The 18,638-nt window shown below is 73.1% G+C and carries 16 protein-coding genes; 7 read left to right on the forward strand and 9 right to left on the reverse strand.

Going from position 1 to position 18,638, the window contains the following annotated elements; translation table 11 throughout:
• Positions 1-167: 167 nt before the first annotated feature.
• Positions 168-1,268 carry a citrate synthase 2 gene (locus ACFVHO_RS29825; protein ID WP_385721197.1) on the reverse strand — a complete coding sequence of 367 codons (1,101 nt, stop codon included), beginning with the start codon at positions 1,266-1,268 and terminating at the stop codon, positions 168-170.
• Between the two features lie 262 nt (positions 1,269-1,530).
• Here ACFVHO_RS29825 and pdxH point away from each other — a divergent pair, with 262 nt between their 5' ends.
• On the forward strand, positions 1,531-2,280 hold the full coding sequence (gene pdxH, locus ACFVHO_RS29830; RefSeq protein WP_385721409.1) for a pyridoxamine 5'-phosphate oxidase: 750 nt from the start codon (positions 1,531-1,533) through the stop codon (positions 2,278-2,280).
• Between the two features lie 55 nt (positions 2,281-2,335).
• Here the strand turns inward: pdxH and ACFVHO_RS29835 are convergent, their stop codons facing one another.
• Both ACFVHO_RS29835 and ACFVHO_RS29840 read right to left on the reverse strand, forming a co-directional pair.
• Positions 2,336-3,202, reverse strand: coding sequence for an alpha/beta fold hydrolase (locus ACFVHO_RS29835; protein ID WP_385721412.1), 867 nt, complete (start codon positions 3,200-3,202; stop codon positions 2,336-2,338).
• A gap of 552 nt (positions 3,203-3,754) precedes the next feature.
• Positions 3,755-4,447, reverse strand: coding sequence for a metal-dependent transcriptional regulator (locus tag ACFVHO_RS29840; RefSeq protein ID WP_030361523.1), 693 nt, complete (start codon positions 4,445-4,447; stop codon positions 3,755-3,757).
• A gap of 168 nt (positions 4,448-4,615) precedes the next feature.
• Between ACFVHO_RS29840 and ACFVHO_RS29845 the strand changes: the two genes are divergently transcribed.
• Positions 4,616-5,410, forward strand: coding sequence for an SIS domain-containing protein (locus ACFVHO_RS29845; protein ID WP_385721201.1), 795 nt, complete (start codon positions 4,616-4,618; stop codon positions 5,408-5,410).
• On the opposite strand, the gene ACFVHO_RS29850 is transcribed toward ACFVHO_RS29845, so the two are convergent.
• Positions 5,398-6,726 (reverse strand): ATP-binding protein, encoded by a 1,329-nt coding sequence (locus ACFVHO_RS29850; protein WP_385721415.1) that lies wholly within the window; start codon positions 6,724-6,726, stop codon positions 5,398-5,400. The genes ACFVHO_RS29845 and ACFVHO_RS29850 overlap by 13 nt on opposite strands.
• 107 nt (positions 6,727-6,833) lie before the next feature.
• On the reverse strand, positions 6,834-7,502 hold the full coding sequence (locus tag ACFVHO_RS29855; RefSeq protein ID WP_385721203.1) for a response regulator transcription factor: 669 nt from the start codon (positions 7,500-7,502) through the stop codon (positions 6,834-6,836).
• A 121-nt stretch (positions 7,503-7,623) separates the two neighbouring features.
• Between ACFVHO_RS29855 and ACFVHO_RS29860 the strand changes: the two genes are divergently transcribed.
• From ACFVHO_RS29860 to ACFVHO_RS29875, 4 genes are read left to right on the forward strand one after another with little or no spacing between them, the layout of a single operon-like run.
• Positions 7,624-8,139, forward strand: a complete 516-nt coding sequence (locus tag ACFVHO_RS29860; protein ID WP_385721206.1) for a hypothetical protein — start codon at positions 7,624-7,626, stop codon at positions 8,137-8,139.
• Complete coding sequence (locus tag ACFVHO_RS29865; protein ID WP_385721209.1) at positions 8,136-9,206, forward strand: peptidoglycan-binding protein; 1,071 nt, start codon at positions 8,136-8,138, stop codon at positions 9,204-9,206. Before ACFVHO_RS29860 ends, ACFVHO_RS29865 begins: the two co-directional genes overlap by 4 nt.
• Positions 9,203-9,979 carry an ABC transporter ATP-binding protein gene (locus tag ACFVHO_RS29870; protein WP_385721212.1) on the forward strand — a complete coding sequence of 259 codons (777 nt, stop codon included), beginning with the start codon at positions 9,203-9,205 and terminating at the stop codon, positions 9,977-9,979. Before ACFVHO_RS29865 ends, ACFVHO_RS29870 begins: the two co-directional genes overlap by 4 nt.
• Positions 9,976-11,190, forward strand: a complete 1,215-nt coding sequence (locus ACFVHO_RS29875; protein WP_385721215.1) for an ABC transporter permease — start codon at positions 9,976-9,978, stop codon at positions 11,188-11,190. The genes ACFVHO_RS29870 and ACFVHO_RS29875 overlap by 4 nt, the downstream gene beginning before the upstream one ends.
• A 320-nt stretch (positions 11,191-11,510) precedes the next feature.
• Here the strand turns inward: ACFVHO_RS29875 and ACFVHO_RS29880 are convergent, their stop codons facing one another.
• The 4 genes from ACFVHO_RS29880 to ACFVHO_RS29895 all read right to left on the reverse strand — a co-directional run bounded on the left by ACFVHO_RS29880 (position 11,511) and on the right by ACFVHO_RS29895 (position 16,631).
• Positions 11,511-12,878 carry a PAS domain-containing protein gene (locus ACFVHO_RS29880; RefSeq protein ID WP_385721218.1) on the reverse strand — a complete coding sequence of 456 codons (1,368 nt, stop codon included), beginning with the start codon at positions 12,876-12,878 and terminating at the stop codon, positions 11,511-11,513.
• A gap of 470 nt (positions 12,879-13,348) precedes the next feature.
• Positions 13,349-14,983, reverse strand: a complete 1,635-nt coding sequence (locus ACFVHO_RS29885; RefSeq protein WP_385721221.1) for a transporter — start codon at positions 14,981-14,983, stop codon at positions 13,349-13,351.
• Positions 14,980-15,771: an ABC transporter ATP-binding protein gene (locus tag ACFVHO_RS29890; protein ID WP_385721224.1), complete on the reverse strand. Its 792-nt coding sequence runs from the start codon at positions 15,769-15,771 to the stop codon at positions 14,980-14,982. The genes ACFVHO_RS29885 and ACFVHO_RS29890 overlap by 4 nt, the downstream gene beginning before the upstream one ends.
• A gap of 173 nt (positions 15,772-15,944) precedes the next feature.
• Positions 15,945-16,631, reverse strand: a complete 687-nt coding sequence (locus ACFVHO_RS29895) for a bifunctional DNA primase/polymerase (protein WP_385721225.1) — start codon at positions 16,629-16,631, stop codon at positions 15,945-15,947.
• A 390-nt stretch (positions 16,632-17,021) separates the two neighbouring features.
• On the opposite strand from ACFVHO_RS29895, the gene ACFVHO_RS29900 reads away from it, so the two are divergent.
• Complete coding sequence (locus ACFVHO_RS29900; protein ID WP_385721228.1) at positions 17,022-18,410, forward strand: transcriptional regulator; 1,389 nt, start codon at positions 17,022-17,024, stop codon at positions 18,408-18,410.
• The last annotated feature ends 228 nt before the right edge of the window (positions 18,411-18,638 follow it).

The following is an 18,638-nucleotide window of genomic DNA, read 5'->3' on the forward strand; positions in this document are numbered from 1 at the left end:
CGGACCCCCGCTATCGGCGCTCCGCGGCTCGTCCTCAAACGCCGGACGGGCTGGAAAATGTGCCGGTAAGTTACAGCCCCTCCGGCGTTTGAGGAGCGGGGTCTGGGGCGGAGCCCCAGGATCGGGAAGGGGCGGGGTTGGGGAGCCCCCGGCAGGGCCCCCACCCCTCAGCCCTTGAGATCCCCGTACCCGCCGATCTCCTGCGGCCCACGCGCGGCCGGGCCGACGTAGCGGGCGGACGGTCGCACCAGGCGGCCGGTGCGCTTCTGTTCCAGGATGTGGGCCGACCACCCGGCGGTGCGGGCGCAGGTGAACATCGAGGTGAACATGTGCGCGGGGACCTCGGCGAAGTCGAGCACGATGGCTGCCCAGAACTCCACGTTGGTGGCGAGCACCCGGTCCGGACGACGGGCGTGCAGCTCGTCGAGGGCGGCCTTCTCCAGCGCCTCGGCGACTTCGAAGCGGGGCGCACCGAGATCGCGGGCGGTCCGGCGCAGGACGCGGGCACGCGGGTCCTCGGCACGGTAGACGCGGTGGCCGAAGCCCATCAGACGCTCGCCCTTGTCCAGGGCGTGCTTGACGTAGGCGACGGCGTCGCCGGTGCGCTCGATCTCCTCGATCATGCCGAGGACGCGGGAGGGCGCACCGCCGTGCAGCGGCCCGGACATGGCGCCGACGGCGCCGGACAGGGCGGCGGCCACGTCGGCGCCGGTGGAGGCGATGACGCGGGCGGTGAAGGTGGAGGCGTTCATGCCGTGCTCGGCGGCGGACGTCCAGTAGGCGTCGACGGCCTGGACGTGGCGGGGGTCGGGCTCACCGCGCCAACGCCGCATGAAGCGCTCGACGACGGTCTCGGCCTTGTCGATCTCGCGCTGCGGGACCATGGGCAGGCCCTGGCCGCGCGCGGACTGGGCGACGTAGGAGAGGGCCATGACGGCGGCGCGGGCGAGGTCGTCGCGGGCCTGGGCCTCGTCGATGTCGAGGAGCGGGCGCAGGCCCCAGACGGGGGCGAGCATGGCGAGCGCGGACTGGACGTCGACGCGGATGTCACCGGAGTGCACGGGGATCGGGAAGGGCTCGGCCGGGGGCAGTCCGGGGTCGAAGGCGCCGTCGACGAGCAGGCCCCACACGTTGCCGAAGGAGACGTCGCCGACCAGGTCCTCGATGTCGACGCCCCGATAGCGCAGGGCGCCGCCTTCCTTGTCGGGTTCGGCGATCTCCGTCTCGAACGCGACGACTCCTTCAAGTCCGGGTACGAAGTCGGACATCAGGCGGCTCCTCATGATGTGGGCGACACGGTGTGTACGGCGGTGTGTGTACGACTGGCATGTGTGCGACCCGAGGCCTGGGCTCTGGGGTCGGGGTAACCCGGTGATGCCCCGCGCGGCCGGAGGTCACCCAACCGACACGGCTTCGGAACGATAACCCTTGGTGCCACCCTTGGCGATGGACTGCGGCACCCAGTGCCACACATCACCTTCAGGTGGGTCCGCGCGCCCGCCGACTGCCGCTGTGGGGCGAGGTGTTCGTATACGGCAAGATGACCGCGTGACCGACTTCCGTGCCACCGCCCCCGACGCGCCCGGGCCTGCTGCTTCCGGCCTCGGCGGTGCCCTTTCCGACGTCGCCGCCATGCGGGCGCAGTACCGCGCCGAGGGCATCGCCGAGGCCGACTTCCCCGCCGATCCCGTCGAACAGTTCGGGCACTGGTTCGCGGCGGCGGCCGCCGAGGCCGCGGCCGAGGAGGGGGTGATCCGGGAGCCGAACGCCATGGTCGTGTCGACCGCCGACGCGCAGGGACGGCCCGGCTCCCGCACGGTGCTCCTGAAGGGCTACGACGCGCGGGGCTTCGTCTTCTACACCAATTACGAGTCCCGCAAGGCCCGGGACATCGACGCCAACCCGCACGTCTCGCTGCTCTTCCCCTGGCATCCGATGGCGCGGCAGGTGATCGTCGCCGGTACGGCGGAGCGGATCGGGCGGGACGAGACCGTGCGCTACTTCCGGGGGCGGCCGCACGGGTCGCAGCTCGGTGCCTGGGCCAGCGCCCAGTCGTCGGTGATCGCCTCCCGGGACGAACTGGATGCCGCGTACGCGGAGTTGGCGGCGCGCTATCCGGAGGGCGAGCAGGTCCCGGCCCCGCCCAACTGGGGCGGCTACCGGGTCACCCCGCTGACCGTCGAGTTCTGGCAGGGCCGCACGAACCGGCTGCACGACCGCCTCGTCTACAGCCGGGACACCCCGGACGCCCCCTGGGCCCTCCAGCGCCTCAGCCCCTGACCGGGGCGGCGGCCTCGCGGGGCGGGCGGGTCCGGGCGGTGGTGGCGGGCCGGTGCTAGGAGCCCGCCAGGACGCCGTCCAGGAACGGCTCGATGGCCTGCCGCCAGCCTTCCGGCTGGTCGTAATGGACGAGGTGGCCGGCGTCCGGCACTTCCGCGTACGCCCCGCGGGGCAGGACGCGGACCATCTCCTGGGACTCGGCCCGGCCCAGCTCGCCGTCGAGCCCGCGCACGACGAGCGCGGGGCACTGGACCTGCACCAGCTCCTCCCAGTGCGCGTCGTACACCCAGGTCTCCCGGGACTTCAGCATCTGCGCGGGGTCGAAGACGGGCCGCCAGCCGTCCTCGCCCTCGGTCATGACCTCGGAGAAGAACGCCCCGCGCGAGGGGTTCGGCCGCTCCACCCAGGGATCGTCCTCGCCGAACCACTTGCGCACGTCCGCGAGCGTCGCGAACGGCACCGGCCACGACTTGAACCAGTCCTCCCACTCCCGCTGGGAGGCGGCGCCGAGGGCCGAAGCGCGCATGTCGCAGATGATCAGGCCCCGGACCAGGTCCGGGCGGCGCGCGGCGAGCTGCCAGGCGGTGAGCGCGCCCATGGAGTGCCCGATGAGCACGGCGGGCGCGAGGCCGAGCTGCTCCAGGGCGGCCTCGGCGTCGTCCACGTACGCCTCGCGGTCGTACGGTCCGTCGGCCGGCTTGTCGCTCTGGCCGTGCCCCCGCTGGTCGAGTGCGACCGCGCGGTGGCGCTCGGAGAGCCAGCGTGCCGTGCCCGCCCAGTGCGAGGCGCGGCCCATCAGGCCGTGCAGTAACAGCACTCCGCCCGGGGGCGAGTCGGCCTCCCTGGATTTGGGAGGGTCCGCGTACTCCCAGGCGGCGAGGCTCACGCCGCCCGCGCCGGTCACGTCGATGCGCCGCACCATCGTCTCAGGCACCCCCCTTGACTCCGCTCGGGTCGTTCACTCACGCGTCCCGGCACGCTATCGAACTCTCATTCGGTAGCGGCCGTCTTGCCGCCAACACCCCTCGTTCGGGTGACCATGCTCAAGGATTGACCGCCGCCGCCGAGGGGAGATCTTCAACGGGGGGCGGGCCGCTCGGGGAAGCCGGTCCGAGGGGGATGACCCTGGGAGCTCGGGGCTCCGGGTCAGCACAGGGGAGGACAGGCCCCGGCGCCCAAGGGCGCCGGGGCCCTCTGCGTGCGCGGGGCGCGACGCACCGCGCCTCGCGCGCTCCGGTCCACCTGCCGGGCACATCCTCTGTCCCCTCTCCGGCGCCGCCCCGGTGCCGACACGGTCAAGAGCCCTCAGGTCATATGCCTCACGCGACAGCCTCGCACGCAAATCGTCCGGCCGCTGCGATTCGGCACACTGAATCTTGGACTCCGGCGGGTCTCGGACTCGCCTCAACTGCCCCTGTGGTAACGGGAGTTGATGCCAGTGACGAGACCCGCCGGGATCCGGAGCCGGGCGCGGTCAGCGCTTGGCGACGAACACGTGCGACGCGACGTCGGCCGCCAGCTCGGCGGCCTCGCCGCTGCTGCCGACGAGCACGCCCCCGGCGGACTCCGTCACGCTCACGACGGAGCCGGGCTGCACGCCCGCGCGCCGGAGCGTGTACATCAGCTGGGCGTCCGTCTGGATCGGCTCGCCGATCCGGCGCACCACGACCGTCTTGCCGTCCGTGCCCGGGTCGAGGTCGATCAGGGAGACCATGCCCTCGTCCAGGAACGGGTCGGCGCCGTCCTTCTCGCCCAGCTCCTCCAGGCCCGGGATGGGGTTGCCGTACGGCGACTCGGTGGGGTGGCGCAGGAGCTCCAGGACGCGGCGCTCCACCGCCTCGCTCATCACGTGCTCCCAGCGGCAGGCCTCGGCGTGCACCTGCTCCCACTCCAGGCCGATCACATCGACCAGGAGGCATTCGGCGAGGCGGTGCTTGCGCATCACGCGCGTGGCGAGACGGCGGCCCTCCTCGGTCAGCTCCAGGTGCCGGTCGCTGGCGACGGCCACCAGGCCGTCGCGCTCCATGCGTGCCACCGTCTGGCTCACCGTCGGACCGCTCTGGTCGAGCCGCTCGGCGATCCTGGCGCGCATGGGGACGACACCCTCCTCCTCCAGCTCGAGGATGGTGCGCAAATACATCTCAGTGGTGTCAATAAGCCCCGACATGGGTGCCCCTCAGATTTCGCTCGTGCGCTGGCCCTGCCCTCAATTCTGACGCATACCACTGACAACCGGGTTGCGCCGGGAAAAGAGGCGGCCCAAGGCCGTATTGACAGGGCGCTGGTCCAGACCGCACCGTGATCCGCGACACGACCGGACGAAGGAGGTTCGCGGATGGGCAAGGGCCCCCAGGGCGGCCAGGCATCGGACGGCGGCAGCGGTGACCTGCTCGCCGCGCGCTACCTCGACGCCGCCATCGACCTGCTGCGCCGGGTCCGGGACGAGGAGTCCGAAGACATCACGGCCGCGGGCGAGCTGATCGCCGACGCCGTCGCCGCGGAAGGCCGCCTCTTCGCCTTCGGCGCGGGCCACTCCTCCCTCGCCGCCCAGGACGTCGTCTACCGCGCGGGCGGCCTCGCCCTGATGAACCTGCTCTCCGTCCCCGGCGTCGTCGGCGTCGACGTGATGCCCGCGACGCTCGGCTCGGCCCTGGAGCGGGTCAACGGCCTCGCGGGCGCCGTCCTGGACTCCAGCCCGGTCCGGCCCGGCGACGTGCTGGTGATCATCTCCCTGTCCGGGCGGAACTCGCTGCCCGTGGAGATGGCCGTCAACGCCCGTGCCCTCGGCCTCAAGGTCATCGGCGTGACCTCGGTGGCGTACGCCACGGAGACGAAGTCGCGGCACGTCACGGGCACCTTCCTGAAGGACCACTGCGACCTCGTCCTCGATTCCAAGATCGCCGTGGGGGACGCGGAGCTGGCCCTCGACTCCGTGGACGCGCCGTTCGGGCCCGCCTCCACGATGGTCGCGAGCGCGCTGATGCAGGCCATGATGGCCTCGGCCGCGGCCGCTCTGGCCGCGCGGGGGATCCAGCCGCCGCTGCTGCGCTCGGCGAACGTCGACGGCGGTCATGACTGGAACGGGCGGGTCTTCTCCGAGTACGGGGATCGGATTTTTTACCGGCACTGAGGGCTCCGCTCGGTGGGCAGATTTTCGTCTGCGGGGCGGTGGGGGCTTGTCGCGCAGTTCCCCGCGCCCCTACGGGGCACGCCTGCGTCGGCGCTCTGGGGGAATCGCACCCGGACCCGTAGGCCGCCACCCGTCCCGTTCGCCTCCGCCTCCGTCGTCCCCCCGTGTGCCCTCGCTATCGCCGTCACGATCGACAGGCCGAGGCCCGCGCCCTCGCCGTGTGCGTGGGTGCGGGGGCGCAGGCGGTGGAACGGCTCGAAGAGGTGGGTGACGGTGGCGGGCGGGATGTCGGGGCCGGTGTTGGTGACGGTGACGCCGTCGGACGTCGTGGTCACCTCGACGCGGCCGCCGGTGGGGACGTTGTGGCGCACGGCGTTCGCGACCAGGTTGTGCACCAGGCGCTCCAGGAGCACGCCGTCGCCGTGGACGGTGAGCGGGGCGGTCCGTACGGCGACCGTGACGTCACGCCGGGCGGCCTCGTCGGCCAGCGCGTCGGCCACCTCGTGGGCGGTGACGTCCAGGGCGACGGGTTCGTGCCGCTCCAGGGCCCGGCCGGGGCCTTCGGGGCCGCTCGGCGCGTCGGCGGTGGCGAGCAGCAGCAGCCCCTCGATGAGGCGTTCGCTGTCGTCGGCGACGGAGATCAGCTTCGTACGGATGCGGGCGACGTCCTGGGGCGGCGGTTCCCCGGCGAGCCCGATCTCGGCGGCGGCCCGCTGCACGGCCAGGGGCGTACGCAGCTCGTGCGCCGCATTCGCCGCGAACCGCTGCTGCGCGCCGACCAGCCGCTCGATCCGGTCGAGCATCGCGTCGAAGGTGTCGGCGAGCTGCTTCAGCTCGCCCGGCGGCGCGTCGAGGGCGATGCGTTCGTGCAGGTTGGAGCCGGAGAGACGGCGGGCGCTCTCGGTGATCACGGCGACAGGGCGCAGCACCCGCCCCGCCATCCACCAGGCGAGGGCGACGGACAGCACGACGTACACGGCGAGGACGATCACGGACACCGAGAGCAGCCGGCCGAGCGCGGCCTCCCCGGCGGCGTCGCTGACCCGGGTCACCGCCTGTGCGGGCACGGTGTCGGAGAGCTTCACGGGCCGCGCGGGAGCGGCCGTCACCCCTTGCGTCGGCATGGCCCACGGCGGGCCGAAGGAGTCGCTGTCCATCCGGGTCCCGGGCACGGCCGTGGTGACGGCCGTGCTGATCGACGAGTACAGGCCCTGCCGTACGAGGACGTAGACCACGCCGGTGAGCAGCGCGCCCGCGAGGACCAGGAGGACGCCGTACAGCGCGGTCAGGCGGGCGCGCTCGTCGTGGGCGCGCAGGGCGTCCCGCAGCCGCCGGAACCACGGCGCCCTCCGGGCCCGGGGCACCCGGACCGCGCGAGCGGCGTACGTGGGGGCCGCGCAGGCGCACAGGCCGGTCGCCCGCCTCACGGCGACACCCCCGATATCCGGTACCCGGCCCCCGGCACCGTCTCCACCACTCCCGGCTCCCCGAGCTTCGCGCGGAGCTTGGAGAGGGTGACGCGGACGGCGTTGGTGCGGTAGCTGGTGTCCTCCTCCCAGACCTGCTCGATCAGGTCCTCGCCGCTGACGACCGCGCCGTCCGCGCGGAGCAGCGCCTCCAGGACGGCGAATTCCTTCCGGGACAGCGACAGGTGGCGGCCGTCCCGGCTCGCCTGGCGGCGTGCGGTGTCCAGGACGACGCCCGCGCGCTCGATGACCGGCGGCAGCGCGGGCCGGGCGCGCCGCCCGAGGGCGAGGACCCGGGCGAGCAGCTCGTCGTACGCGAACGGCTTGGTCAGGTAGTCGTCGGCGCCGAGCCCGAGGCCCGCGACCCGGTCGCGCACCGTGCCCGCCGCCGTGAGCATCAGGACCCGGGTGAGCAGCCGCTGCCGTACGACCCGGCGGCACACCTCGTCGCCGTGCACGCCGGGCAGGTCCCGGTCGAGGACGAGGACGTCGTACTCGCCGAGCTGGAGCTTGCGCAGCGCGGTCAGGCCGTCCGCGGCCACGTCGACCGCGAGCGCGTCGCGGCGCAGCCCGACGGCGATCATCTCGGCCAGGAATTCCTCGTCCTCCACCAGCAGTACGCGCATGCCGCCCTGTGTACCCGAGGGCCACCTTTCGCCGGTGTAAAGGTTTGCCGTGAGAGAGACGAAACCCCGCTTCCCGTGAGTCTGGGCCGCGTCAGGACCGGCGACGGAACCAGGGGAAGCCATGACCATACGCACGCGCACCACGACACGTACGCGTCCGCACCCGCGCTCAGCCTTGCTGGCCGCCGCGGCCGCCGCCCTCGCGCTCTTCGCGACCGCCTGCTCCGGCGGCGACGACGGCGACGGCGGCAAGAAGGACAGCGGCGGCAAGGAGAACGCCGCCGACAAGGCCTTCAAGGAGCGCGAGTGCCTGCGCAAGCACGGCCTCAAGGTCCCCGAGCCGAAGTCGGGCCAGGACGGCAACGGCATCACGATCGGCGGGGACCTCAGCAAGGAGAAGATGCAGAAGGCCCTCAAGGAGTGCACCGGCAAAGGCCCCGGGGCGGGCGGCGGCGGCATCTCGCAGGCCGACAAGGACAAGATGGTCAAGTACGCGCAGTGCATGCGCAAGAACGGCTTCAACATGCCGGACCCGGAGTTCAAGGACGGGATGGCGCGCGCGATGCCCGCCCCGAAGGGCGCCGAGATGAAGAAGATGGAGAAGGCCGCCAAGGCGTGCAAGGGCATCGTCGGATGAGGCGGCGCACGGCAGTCGTCTCGACGGTCGTCGCGCTGCTCGCGGTCACCGGCGCCGGTTTCGCCGTCACCGGGATCGGCGGATCCGGCGGCGACGGCGGCGGGTCGACGCGGAGCGCGGACCTGCCGCCCGCCACCGCGGCCGTCGAGCGGGGCGACCTCAGCAGCGGCACCCAGGTCGACGGCACCCTCGGCTACGCCAAGGAACGCAAGGTCAACGCGGGCGGCGCGGGCATCCTCACCCGCACCCCGGGCACGGGCGACACCATCCGGCGCGACGGACGCCTGTACGAGGTCAACGGCGTGCCCGTCCGCCTCATGTACGGCACCGTGCCCATGTACCGCACCCTGAAGCCGGGCTCCGAGGGCGAGGACGTACGGCAGCTGGAGCTGAACCTCCAGGCGCTCGGGTACGCGGCCGGGCTCGCCGTCGACGACGAGTACACGACGGGCACCGCGGACGCCGTGAAGCGCTGGCAGAAGGCGCACGAGCGGCGGCAGACGGGGCGGGTCGAGCCCGGCGACATCGCCTTCTCGCCGGCCGCGGTGCGCGTGAAGTCCGTGGCCGCGGCGGTCGGCGACCAGGTGTCGCCCGGCCGGCCGGTGCTCACGACGACCGCGTCCGAGCGCGTCGTGCGGTTCCAGCTGGAGGTGTCCGACGGGAAGCTGGCGAAGGTCGGCACCAAGGTCGAGGTGTCGCTCCCGGACGGCTCGACGGCGTCCGGCAGGGTCGCCGCGGTCGGCAGGACCGCGAAGCCCGGCGACGACCCGGCCGACAAGACCCCGAAGATCCCGGTGACGGTGTCCTTCAACGACCCCTCCGACGTCAGCGGCTTCGACCAGTCCCCGGTCACCGTGAACCTCACCGGCGAGACCCGCGAGGGCGTCCTCTCCGTCCCCGTCAACGCCCTCCTCGCGCTGCCCGGCGGCGGCTACGGCGTCCAGGTCGTCGCCGACGGGAAGGCCCGCCAAGTGCGCGTGAAGCTCGGCATGTTCGGCTCGGGACGGGTCGAGGTCAGCGGCGGGGGGCTGCGGGCGGGCATGAAGGTCGGGGTGCCGAAGATATGAGCGCGCGGCATCTGGAGCACACGCACGAGGAGGGGGCGCCCGGGGGCGGCCGCCCCGGTCCCCGGCCGGTCGTCCGCCTCACCGGGGTCACCAAGGAGTACCCCGGCGGTGTCGCCGCCCTGCGCGGTGTCGACCTCGACGTCGAGGAGGGCGAACTCCTCGCCATCGTCGGCCCGTCGGGCTCGGGCAAGTCGACGCTGCTGCACATCGTCGGCACGCTGGACCGGCCCACGGCCGGGACGGTCGAGATCGCCGGACACGACGTGGCGTCCCTCTCGGACCGCAGCCTGTCCGCACTCCGCGCCTCCCGCATCGGCTTCGTGTTCCAGGCCTTCCACCTCGTCCCCGGCGTCAGCGCCCGCGACAACGTGGCCGAGGGCCTGCTCTACTCCGGCCTGCCGCGCGCCGTGCGCCGGGCCCGCGCCGCCGAGGCCCTGGACCGCGTCGGCCTCGCCGACCGGATGCGGCACCGGCCGCACGAGCTGTCCGGCGGCCAGAAGCAGCGCGTCGCCATCGCCCGCGCGGTCGTCGGCGAACCGGACCTGCTGCTCGCCGACGAACCCACCGGAGCACTCGACTCCGCCTCCGGCGAGGCGGTCATCGAACTCCTCCACGGCCTCAACTCCGAGGGCGCGACCATCGCCGTCATCACGCACGACGGGCAGATCGCGGACCGGCTGCCCCGGCAGGTGCGGATCCGCGACGGCCGGGTGGTGCACGACGGCGCCCGCGCGGTCCACGACGTACGAGCACAGGGAGCCGTGGCGCGATGACCGCTGACCGTACGCAGCCGAAGCGGCTGCGCGCCGCCCGGCTGAGCCCGCGCGACATCGCCCACGTCGGCGCGTCCGGCCTGCGCAGCCGCCCGATGCGCGTGGTCCTGTCCGCGCTCGGCATCGCCATCGGCATCGCCACGATGGTCGCCGTGGTGGGCGTCTCGGCCTCCAGCAAGGCCCAACTCCTCGAAAAACTCGACAAGTTGGGTACGAACATGCTGGTCGCCGCGCCCGGCGACCCGCTGTTCTCCGGTGAGGACCCGAAGCTGCCGAAGGACGCGGTGGGGCGGGTGTCCCGGATCGAGGGCGTCGAGGACGTCGGAGCCACCGGCGACCTCGAACGCACCGTGCGGCGCAGCGAGAAGATCCCCGAGGGCGAGACGGGCGGCATCGCCGTCAAGGCGGCCACGGAGGACCTCCTGAAGGTCCTGCGCGGCCGGACGGCGAGCGGCACCTGGCTGAACGCGGCCAACTCCCGCTACCCCTCGATCGTCCTCGGCCACGTCGCCGCCCGGCGCCTCGGCATCACCTCGCCGGGACAGCAGGTGTGGGTGGACGACCGGTACTTCACGGTCATCGGCATCCTCGCGCCGCTGCCCCTCGCACCCGACGTCGAACGCTCCGCACTCACCGGCTGGGCCGCGGCGAAGTCGCTGCTCGGCTTCGACGGGCACCCGACCTCCCTGTACGAGCGCTCGGCCGACGACTCCGTGCACGACGTGCGCGCGCTGCTCGCCGCCTCGATCTCGCCCGAGAGCCCCCGCGACGTCAAGGTCACCGACCCGTCGGCCGCACTCCAGGCGAAGGCCGACACGGAGGGCGCGTTCTCCACGCTGCTCCTCGGCCTCGGTGGCATCGCCCTCCTCGTGGGCGGCGTGGGCGTCGCCAACACCATGATCATCTCGGTCCTGGAGCGCCGCTACGAGATCGGCCTGCGCCGCTCCCTGGGCGCCACCCGCGGCCAGATCCGCGTCCAGTTCGTCACCGAGTCCCTCATGCTGTCCGGCCTCGGCGGTCTCGCGGGTGTCGCGCTCGGCTCGGCGGCGACGGCCGCGTACGCCGCGTCCGGGGGGCTGCCGTGGGTGGTTCCCCTGTGGTCCGTCACCGCGGGCTTCGGCGCGACCCTGGCGATCGGGACGGTGGCGGGGCTGTACCCCGCGGTGCGGGCGGCGCGCCTGTCGCCGACGTTGGCGTTGCACGCGGCGTAGGGGGCCTGGCTGGGAGCTCCCCAACCCCGCCCCTTCCCGAACCCAGGGGCTGCCGCCCCCGGACCCCCGCTATCGGCGCTCCGCGCCTCGTCCTCAAACGCCGGACGGGCTGAAATTCACCGGCACACCAAGGGCTGGGATTCACCCGCACATTCCCAGCCCGCCCCGGCAACGTCTCAGCCCGTCCGGCGTTTGAGGACGAGCCGCGAAGCGGCGATTCGGCGGGGGCTGTCCCACCCACCCGGGACCCCCAGCCCCGGGGTCCAGGGGCGGAGCCCCGGTTTCGGGAAGGGGCGGGACTGGGGCGCACCCGCGAGGCCCTACCCCCCCACCCCCGCCAGATCCAGCGCAGCCGCAACCCGCGCGGCCACACTCTCCGCGTACGACGCGTCCCCCCGCTCGAACTGGGCCCGCGCCGCCCCCCGCAGAAAAGTGATCACCCCAAGGGTGCGCCCCCGGCTCCGGAGCACGGCGCACAGCGCGTGGACGGACGACTCGGGCCACTGCCGGGCAAGGGCCCACTCCCGGGCCCGCGCGGGATCATCGGTGCCCGCGGTGGCCCGCACCGACCCGACACGCTCGACGCACTGCGGCGCCGGATGCCCCTCGGTGTACCGCAGAGGCAACCGCGCCTTGCCCGAGGGCTGGCAGGGCCCGGGCGCCCCGGCAGGGGTGACGGCGGCGCGGACGAGCCGGAGCTGGGGCTCCTCGCTGTCGAGGACGTCGATGAGGGCGTGGTCGGCGAATCCGGCGAGGGCGAAGTCGAGCTGGACGGTGGCCGCCTCCATGGGGTCCTCGCACTCGGCGGCGGCCCGCGCGGCCCGATGCAGCTGCTGCGACCGGAAGCGCAGCTGGGACGCCTCCTGCTCGGTCTGCTTGGCCTCGGTGACGTCCAGGAACAGCCAGCCGACGCCGAGCGGCACGGGCTCCTCGGCGAGGGGTGAGCCGAGGCGCAGGAACCCGCTGCGCCAGCAGCGCCGCTCGGGCTCGCCGCCGCCGTCCCCGCGGACGGCCAGCCACATCTCCGCCGGGGCGGGCGGCGCGCCCTCGGCGAGCACGTGGGTGAGGGCGCTCTCCAGCTCCTCGACGCCCTGGGAGAGGACCTCGCCGAGCGGCCGCCCGAGGAGCGCCGTGCGCCCCATGCCGAGGGCCCGCGCGGCGTGGGCGTTCACGACGGCGGGCCGCAGGTCGGCGTCGACGAGCACCACGCCCCACGAGGCGTTCTCGAACAGCGCCTCGCTCAGGGCGATGGACCGCTCCAGGTCGATCTGGGTGTGCACCTCGCTGAAGGCGCAGTACACCCCGCTGGGCTTGCCGTCGCCGCCGCGCACGGCCGAGGTCTGGGTCCGCACGAGCACCCGCCCGCCGTCCTTGGTGAGCAGCGCGAACTCGTCGACCTGCCGCCCCGGCGCGTGCATGGCGGAAAGGAGCCGCCCTTCGACGTCCTCGGCGTCGGCGCTGCGCACCGCCCAGCCCGCGAACCCGCGCCGTCCGACCGCCTCGGCGGCCGACCAGCCGAGGATCCGCTCCGCCTCGCGGTTCCAGTGCGTCACGACCCCGTCGGCGTCGAACGCGCACAACGCGGCGTCCATTCCGTCGAGCAGCGCCGCGAGCAGCTCGGCCCCGCCGGGCTCGGGCTCCTCGGGGCCAAGTTCGTCGGTGGTTCCGCTCTGTCGGGAAGCACTCACCCGGACCCCCCTGCAGGCTGTGTCCTCATCGTCCTCGTCGCCAGATCATTCAACTTGAACGTGACACAGCCCACAGTAAGTTCCCGGAAGTTGAGGCAAATCGTTGTCGGACCAAGCTCTCAGAAAAACAGTTGAACGGCTCGGGCGGGGTTCCTAGGGTGAGTGTCACTTCGGAGAGGAGGTGGTTCGGCAGATGTATGAATACCGGACGGAAGAGGTGACTGCGGGCTAGCGGCCCGCCACCACACTCAGTGCGGTGCCGGACCAGCGTGCGATACAGGCACGCGGCCGGCCGAAATTCCAAGCAGTCACCCGACCCGCGAGCCGCCGGTACGTCCGGCCGGCTTCCCCGGCCTCACGGCAGGGGAACCACGGCTCGCGGGTCGCTCCGTGTCCGGGCCGGGACCGGGACCCGCGCCCTCGGGATCCACCATTCCCTCCCCGGGGCCCACCACTCCCCGGGACTCACCTCACCCCTTGCTCACCGCCGCCAGGATCTCCGGCAGCCGCCGCGCCACCCGCGGCGCCGCGAGGCGCAGGCCCGCCGCCGTGACGGCGGCTCCGTAGAGCGTCCCGAGAGGCAGCAGGATCCAGCTCCAGGACCCGTGGTCCGCGACGTGCAGCCAGATGGTGAAGGCCAGGACGGGCGTGCAGAGCAAGGCGGCGGCGATCATCCCGCCGAGGATGGAGATCCAGGCGAGGCCGGCCTGGCCGGGGGCGACGTTCTTGTAGCCCTGCTGCGGGATGGAGTAGGGGAAGCGGGCCGACGACCAGGCGCCGGTGGTCAGCATGGCGCCGAGGAGCGCGAAGGACAGGCCGAGCGCCTCCGGCAGGGCCTGCCACTCGCCGAGGAGCGCCGCCGTCAGGACGGTGACGAGGGCCGCGTACGGCAGTGTGATCACCAGCAGGGCGAGCGCGCGGGCCCGCAGTTCCTCGTACGCGTCCCGGGCTGAGGAGATCGTCATCGCGACCATCCAGAACGCGGACGTGTCCTGCCCGAACTGGTTGTACATCTGGATGCCGAGCATCCCCGCGGCGAAGCACGCGATGTAGACGGAGCCGGTGCCCTGGAGGGCGTTGAAGAGGGGCACGATCAGGCCGATGGCCAGGGACGTCACCCAGGCCGCCTTGGTCTTGGGGTCGCGCCAGACATAGCGCAGGGTGCGCTCCATGACGGGGCCGGTGCGGCCCGCGGGGAGCCGGGCGAAGAGGCCGCCGGTGGTGCCGCGGCCCTTGCGGGACGGCTCGGCCGCGGCGAGCGTGGAGCCGTCGGGCGCGGTCATGAGGCGGGTGAGGCTGCGCTGCCAGAGGTGCAGGAGCAGGGCGAGGGCGGCGCAGGACAGGGTGAGTTGGGCGGCCGCCGTGGCGTACCGCGCCTCGCCGGCCGCGTGCACCGCGGAGAGCGCCGACGACGGGGGGATCCAGCCGAGCACGTCCGCCGCCGGATCCAGCTCGCCGAGGCCCGACTCCGACGAACCGAGCCGCTGCGCGCCGAAGTTGACGAGCTGCGCGCCGACGGCGATCACGAGCCCGCTGAGGACGGCGAGGTCGCGGCCCCTGCGGCTGGTCAGCAGGCGGATGTTGGCGGCGGCGACGGCCCGCGCGAGCGCCACGCAGACGAGCAGTGTCAGCGGTACGGCGACGACGCCCACGGCGAGGGCCGCCCCGCCGTCGGCCACCGCGATGACCGTGCCGAGCGCCAGACAGAGCGTGAACAGCGGCCCGATGCCGACGAGCGAGGCGACGAGCAGGGCGCGGACGAGGGGCCGCGGGCGCAGCGGCAGCATCACCAGGCGGGTGGGGTCCAGGGTCTCGTCGCCGCTGGGGAAGAACAGCGGCATCACGGCCCAGCCGAGCGCGAGGACCGCGACGAGGATGATCGACACGGTGGCGGCGTGCTCGTTGCCGCGCAGCAGGATCAGGCCGAGGAGCTGGAGCGCGGCGAACAGGAGCGCGACGACGGCGGACGCCACGTACGCGGCGCGGCGGCCGGATGACTGGCGCAGGCCGTTGCGCAGGAGGGACAGCTTCAGGCGTACGAAGACGGGGGTCAGGCCGGTGCTCGGGGCCGCGGCGGCGGCCGGGGCGGGTGCCGGGGCCGTCATCGGGCGCCGCCGCCCAGCCAGTCGAGGTCCGAGCCCGCGTCGCGGCCGTTCGCGCCGACGAGTTCGAGGAACGCCTCCTGGAGCGTCGCCGCCTCGCCCCGGACCTCGGCGAGGGGCCCCTGGGCGCGGATGCGGCCCGCCGCGATGACGGCGACCCAGTCGCACAGGGACTCCACCAGCTCCATCACGTGGCTGGAGAAGACCACCGTCGCCCCGGAGGCGGTGTAGCGCTCAAGGACGCCGCGGATGGTCTGCGCGGAGACCGGGTCGACGCCCTCGAACGGCTCGTCGAGGAACAGCACTTCGGGATTGTGGAGCAGCGCCGCCGCCAGGCCGATCTTCTTGCGCATGCCGGTGGAGTAGTCGACGACCAATTTGTGCTGGGCGCCCGCGAGGTCCAGTACGTCCAGGAGCTGGGTGGCCCGCTTGTCGACCTCCTCGCCGGGCAGGCCCCGCAGCCTTCCCGTGTACGCGAGGAGTTCGCGGCCGGACAGGCGCTCGAACAGGCGCAGGCCCTCGGGGAGCACGCCGATGCGGGCCTTGACCTCGGCGGGGTCCCGCCAGACGTCGTGGCCGACGACCTCGACCGTGCCCTGGTCGGGGCGGAGGAGGCCGGTGACCATGGAGAGGGTGGTGGTCTTGCCCGCGCCGTTCGGGCCGACGAGGCCGATGAACTTTCCCGCGGGGAGGGTGAGGTCGATGCCGGCCACGGCGAGTTGTTGGCCGAAGGCCTTCCACAGGTTGTGCACGCGCACCGCTGCCGCGGGGGTTTCCGTCGGGTCGGCCACCGTTGCCCCTTTGTCCTTGCCGTCGTCCTGTGCGCACGATACGTCGGCTTGGCGGAGCTTGGACTGATGGTGGCCGTCGGCCGGGCTGCGCCCGCCCGTGCCGCCCCTGGCGGCCCAGTCGCCCGCAGGGCAGAGCAGAGCGGCCGCAGGGCTGACGGAGCGGCCGCAGGCCGTTACTTCCTGCGGGCCTCCCTGCCGCAGGCGTAGGACAAGGGGGAGATGACTTCTTCGGCGTCGGGGAGCCAGCGGTTGGCGGGGGTGGGGCGGTTGGCCCACTGGACGGCGCCGGAGGCGCCGAAGCGGGTGGGGGGCGCGGCCACGTAGCCGCCTTCACCGAGGGTGACGAGGTCGAGGGCGGCGGGCGGCCAGCCGAGCTTGCGGACCAGGTCCGGGACCTTCGCCGCGGCGCCGGGCAGGACGAGGAACTGCATGCGCCGGTCGGGCGTGCAGGTCACCGGGCCGAGCGTCAGCTCCATCCGCTCCATGCGGGCGAGGGCGAGGAAACCGGCCGTCTCGGGCACGTCGATCGCGTCGAATGTGCGGCCCGTGGGCAGCAGGATCGAGGCGTTCGGTTGCTTGGCCCACATCCGCCGGGCGACCGTCGCACTGCCCGTGGCCTGCGTGGGCCAGTCGTCGCGCACGGGGTGGGCGCCGGGCGCGGGGCAGGCGACCTCGCCGCACGAGCAGCGCCAGGTGCCCTCGACGGAGTCGAGCCAGGCGCCGGGGAAGACATCCCAGTGGCGTTCCTCCGCGTACCGAACGGCCGTGTCCTGCAGGGCCTCTCCGCGCTGCTTCGGGATCTGCGCGGCTGACGTGACTCCGATGGTCTCTTCCACGAACCTCTCAACTGCGCGCGCCATGTCGGGTTACGGGGTGTCACGTGCGCGGGGGAGGAGCATCGGTCCTGCTGCGGGGCGCATGGGTGCACGAGTGGGGGCGCGCACGGGCAAGCGGGGCCGGGTGCGGGTAGCCAGGTCTGGGGCAGTCGGAGTTCGACCGAGTTCATCCTTGTTCATCGGGCAGCCACGTTCACCCGGCTCGCTGACGTGTGCCGCACTCTGCCGTGTTGAGGTGCGAAACATCAAATATCGACAGGTTGCTGTGCATCTGTGGTGTATGTGGTGCATCTTCCGGTTGTTCCCAGGGCATTGATCATCTGGGCGATGCGGGCAAACCGGCCCGGACCGTTCCTCATTCGACATCCACATCCGAAGTTCCAGATGGTCCACGGTGCACACAGGGGGTACGCCATGGCCGCCAGGCCTCTCGTCGCACGGCAGCCGAACGAACGGCTGCAGGCGCTCATTCAGGAAGCCGGCTGTTCCAACGCCGGCCTGGCCCGTCGCGTGAACATGTGCGGCGCGGAGCACGGTCTCGACCTTCGATACGACAAGACGTCGGTGGCTCGCTGGCTGCGCGGCCAGCAGCCGCGCGGGCGCGCGCCGGGCATCATCGCCGAGGCGCTCGGCCGCAAGCTGGGGCGCACGGTCACGATCGACGAGATCGGCATGGCGAACGGCAAGAACCTCGCCTCCGGCGTGGGCCTGCAGTTCTCGCCCACCGTGCTCGGCGCGATCGAGCAGGTCTGCGAGCTGTGGCGCAGCGACGTGGGCAGGCGGGACTTCCTGTCCGGCTCGTCCGTCGCCGCGTCCGCGCTCGTGGAGCCGAGCAGGGACTGGCTGATCTCCTCGCCGGACGCGCAGGTCGGCCGGACCGCGGGGCCGCGCGTCGGGCTCTCGGACGTGGCCGCCGTGAAGGCGATGACGGAGGCCCTGACGCAACTCGACCACCAGTACGGCAGCGGGCACGTGCGCCCGGTCGTCGTGCACTACCTCAACTCCGTCGTCTCCGGGCTGCTCGCGGGCTCCTACCGCGAGGCCGTGGGCCGCGAACTGTTCGCCGCGGTCGCGCGGTTGACGGAACTGGCCGGATACATGGCCGTCGACACGGGCCAGCCCGGCCTCGCCCAGCGCTACTACATCCAGGCCCTGCGTCTGGCCCAGGCGGCGGGGGACCGGGGGTACGGAGGGTACGTACTCGCGGCGTCGATGAGTCACCTCGCCGCGCAGCTCGGCAACCCGCGCGAGATCGCGCAGTTGGCGCGGGCGGCGCAGGAAGGGGCGCGCGGGCGGGTCTCGCCGCGCGCGGAGTCCATGTTCTACGCCGCGGAGGCGCGGGGCCACGCCCTGCTCGGTGACGCCCGGTCCACGCAGATCGTGGCGGGGCGCGCCGTCGAGGCGATGGAACGGGCCGTGGGTGAGGAGGACTCGGGCGACGACCCGGTGTGGATCCGCCACTTCGACCAGGCGTATCTCGCCGACGAACTCGCGCACTGCCACCGCGACTTGGGTCAGGCCGACGCCGCCGCCCGGTGCGCGGAGGAGTCCCTGGCCGGGCATCCGCCGACCCGGGCGCGCCGCCGCGCCATCGGTCTGGTGCTGCTCGCCACGGCCCAGGTGCAGCGCCGCGAGGTCGAACAGGCCTGCCACACCGGTCTGAAGGCGGTCGAACTCCTCGGCACCCTGCGGTCCAACCGCGGCGCGGAGTACCTGGACGACTTCCAGCAGCGGCTCGAACCGTTCCGGGAGGAGCCGGTGGTACGCGAGTTCGGGGCGCGGCTCGACCTCCAGGCGGCGTGACGGCCGCCACGGCGAGCACGGCCGCTGATGGCCTGTTGGGGGGCGTGTGGCGAGAAAGGGGCGCAGGGTGCCCTGCGCCGGGACGCACGCCCCCTTCAACAGCGTCTGCCGTACGACTTCTGTTACTCGTGTGACATCCGCGTCAGGGGAGGCGTCCGGCGTGCTCTGAGCTGCGTGGCCGAGCGCCACGGGGACCCGGTAGCGTGAGCCGACGTTCCGAAGGTCCCC

Source organism: Streptomyces sp. NPDC127108 (assembly GCF_042677545.1).
Lineage (GTDB): Bacteria > Actinomycetota > Actinomycetes > Streptomycetales > Streptomycetaceae > Streptomyces.

What these genes read in the sequence shown, in the direction of transcription:
- ACFVHO_RS29825 (WP_385721197.1), bottom strand. Translation starts at nt 1,268, where the DNA reads ATGTCCGACTTCGTACCCGGACTTGAAGGAGTCGTCGCGTTCGAGACG.
- ACFVHO_RS29835 (WP_385721412.1), bottom strand. Translation starts at nt 3,202, where the DNA reads ATGGTGCGGCGCATCGACGTGACCGGCGCGGGCGGCGTGAGCCTCGCC.
- ACFVHO_RS29840 (WP_030361523.1), bottom strand. Translation starts at nt 4,447, where the DNA reads ATGTCGGGGCTTATTGACACCACTGAGATGTATTTGCGCACCATCCTC.
- ACFVHO_RS29845 (WP_385721201.1), top strand. Translation starts at nt 4,616, where the DNA reads ATGGGCAAGGGCCCCCAGGGCGGCCAGGCATCGGACGGCGGCAGCGGT.
- ACFVHO_RS29855 (WP_385721203.1), bottom strand. Translation starts at nt 7,502, where the DNA reads ATGCGCGTACTGCTGGTGGAGGACGAGGAATTCCTGGCCGAGATGATC.
- ACFVHO_RS29860 (WP_385721206.1), top strand. Translation starts at nt 7,624, where the DNA reads ATGACCATACGCACGCGCACCACGACACGTACGCGTCCGCACCCGCGC.
- ACFVHO_RS29865 (WP_385721209.1), top strand. Translation starts at nt 8,136, where the DNA reads ATGAGGCGGCGCACGGCAGTCGTCTCGACGGTCGTCGCGCTGCTCGCG.
- ACFVHO_RS29870 (WP_385721212.1), top strand. Translation starts at nt 9,203, where the DNA reads ATGAGCGCGCGGCATCTGGAGCACACGCACGAGGAGGGGGCGCCCGGG.
- ACFVHO_RS29875 (WP_385721215.1), top strand. Translation starts at nt 9,976, where the DNA reads ATGACCGCTGACCGTACGCAGCCGAAGCGGCTGCGCGCCGCCCGGCTG.
- ACFVHO_RS29885 (WP_385721221.1), bottom strand. Translation starts at nt 14,983, where the DNA reads ATGACGGCCCCGGCACCCGCCCCGGCCGCCGCCGCGGCCCCGAGCACC.
- ACFVHO_RS29895 (WP_385721225.1), bottom strand. Translation starts at nt 16,631, where the DNA reads ATGGCGCGCGCAGTTGAGAGGTTCGTGGAAGAGACCATCGGAGTCACG.
- ACFVHO_RS29900 (WP_385721228.1), top strand. Translation starts at nt 17,022, where the DNA reads ATGGCCGCCAGGCCTCTCGTCGCACGGCAGCCGAACGAACGGCTGCAG.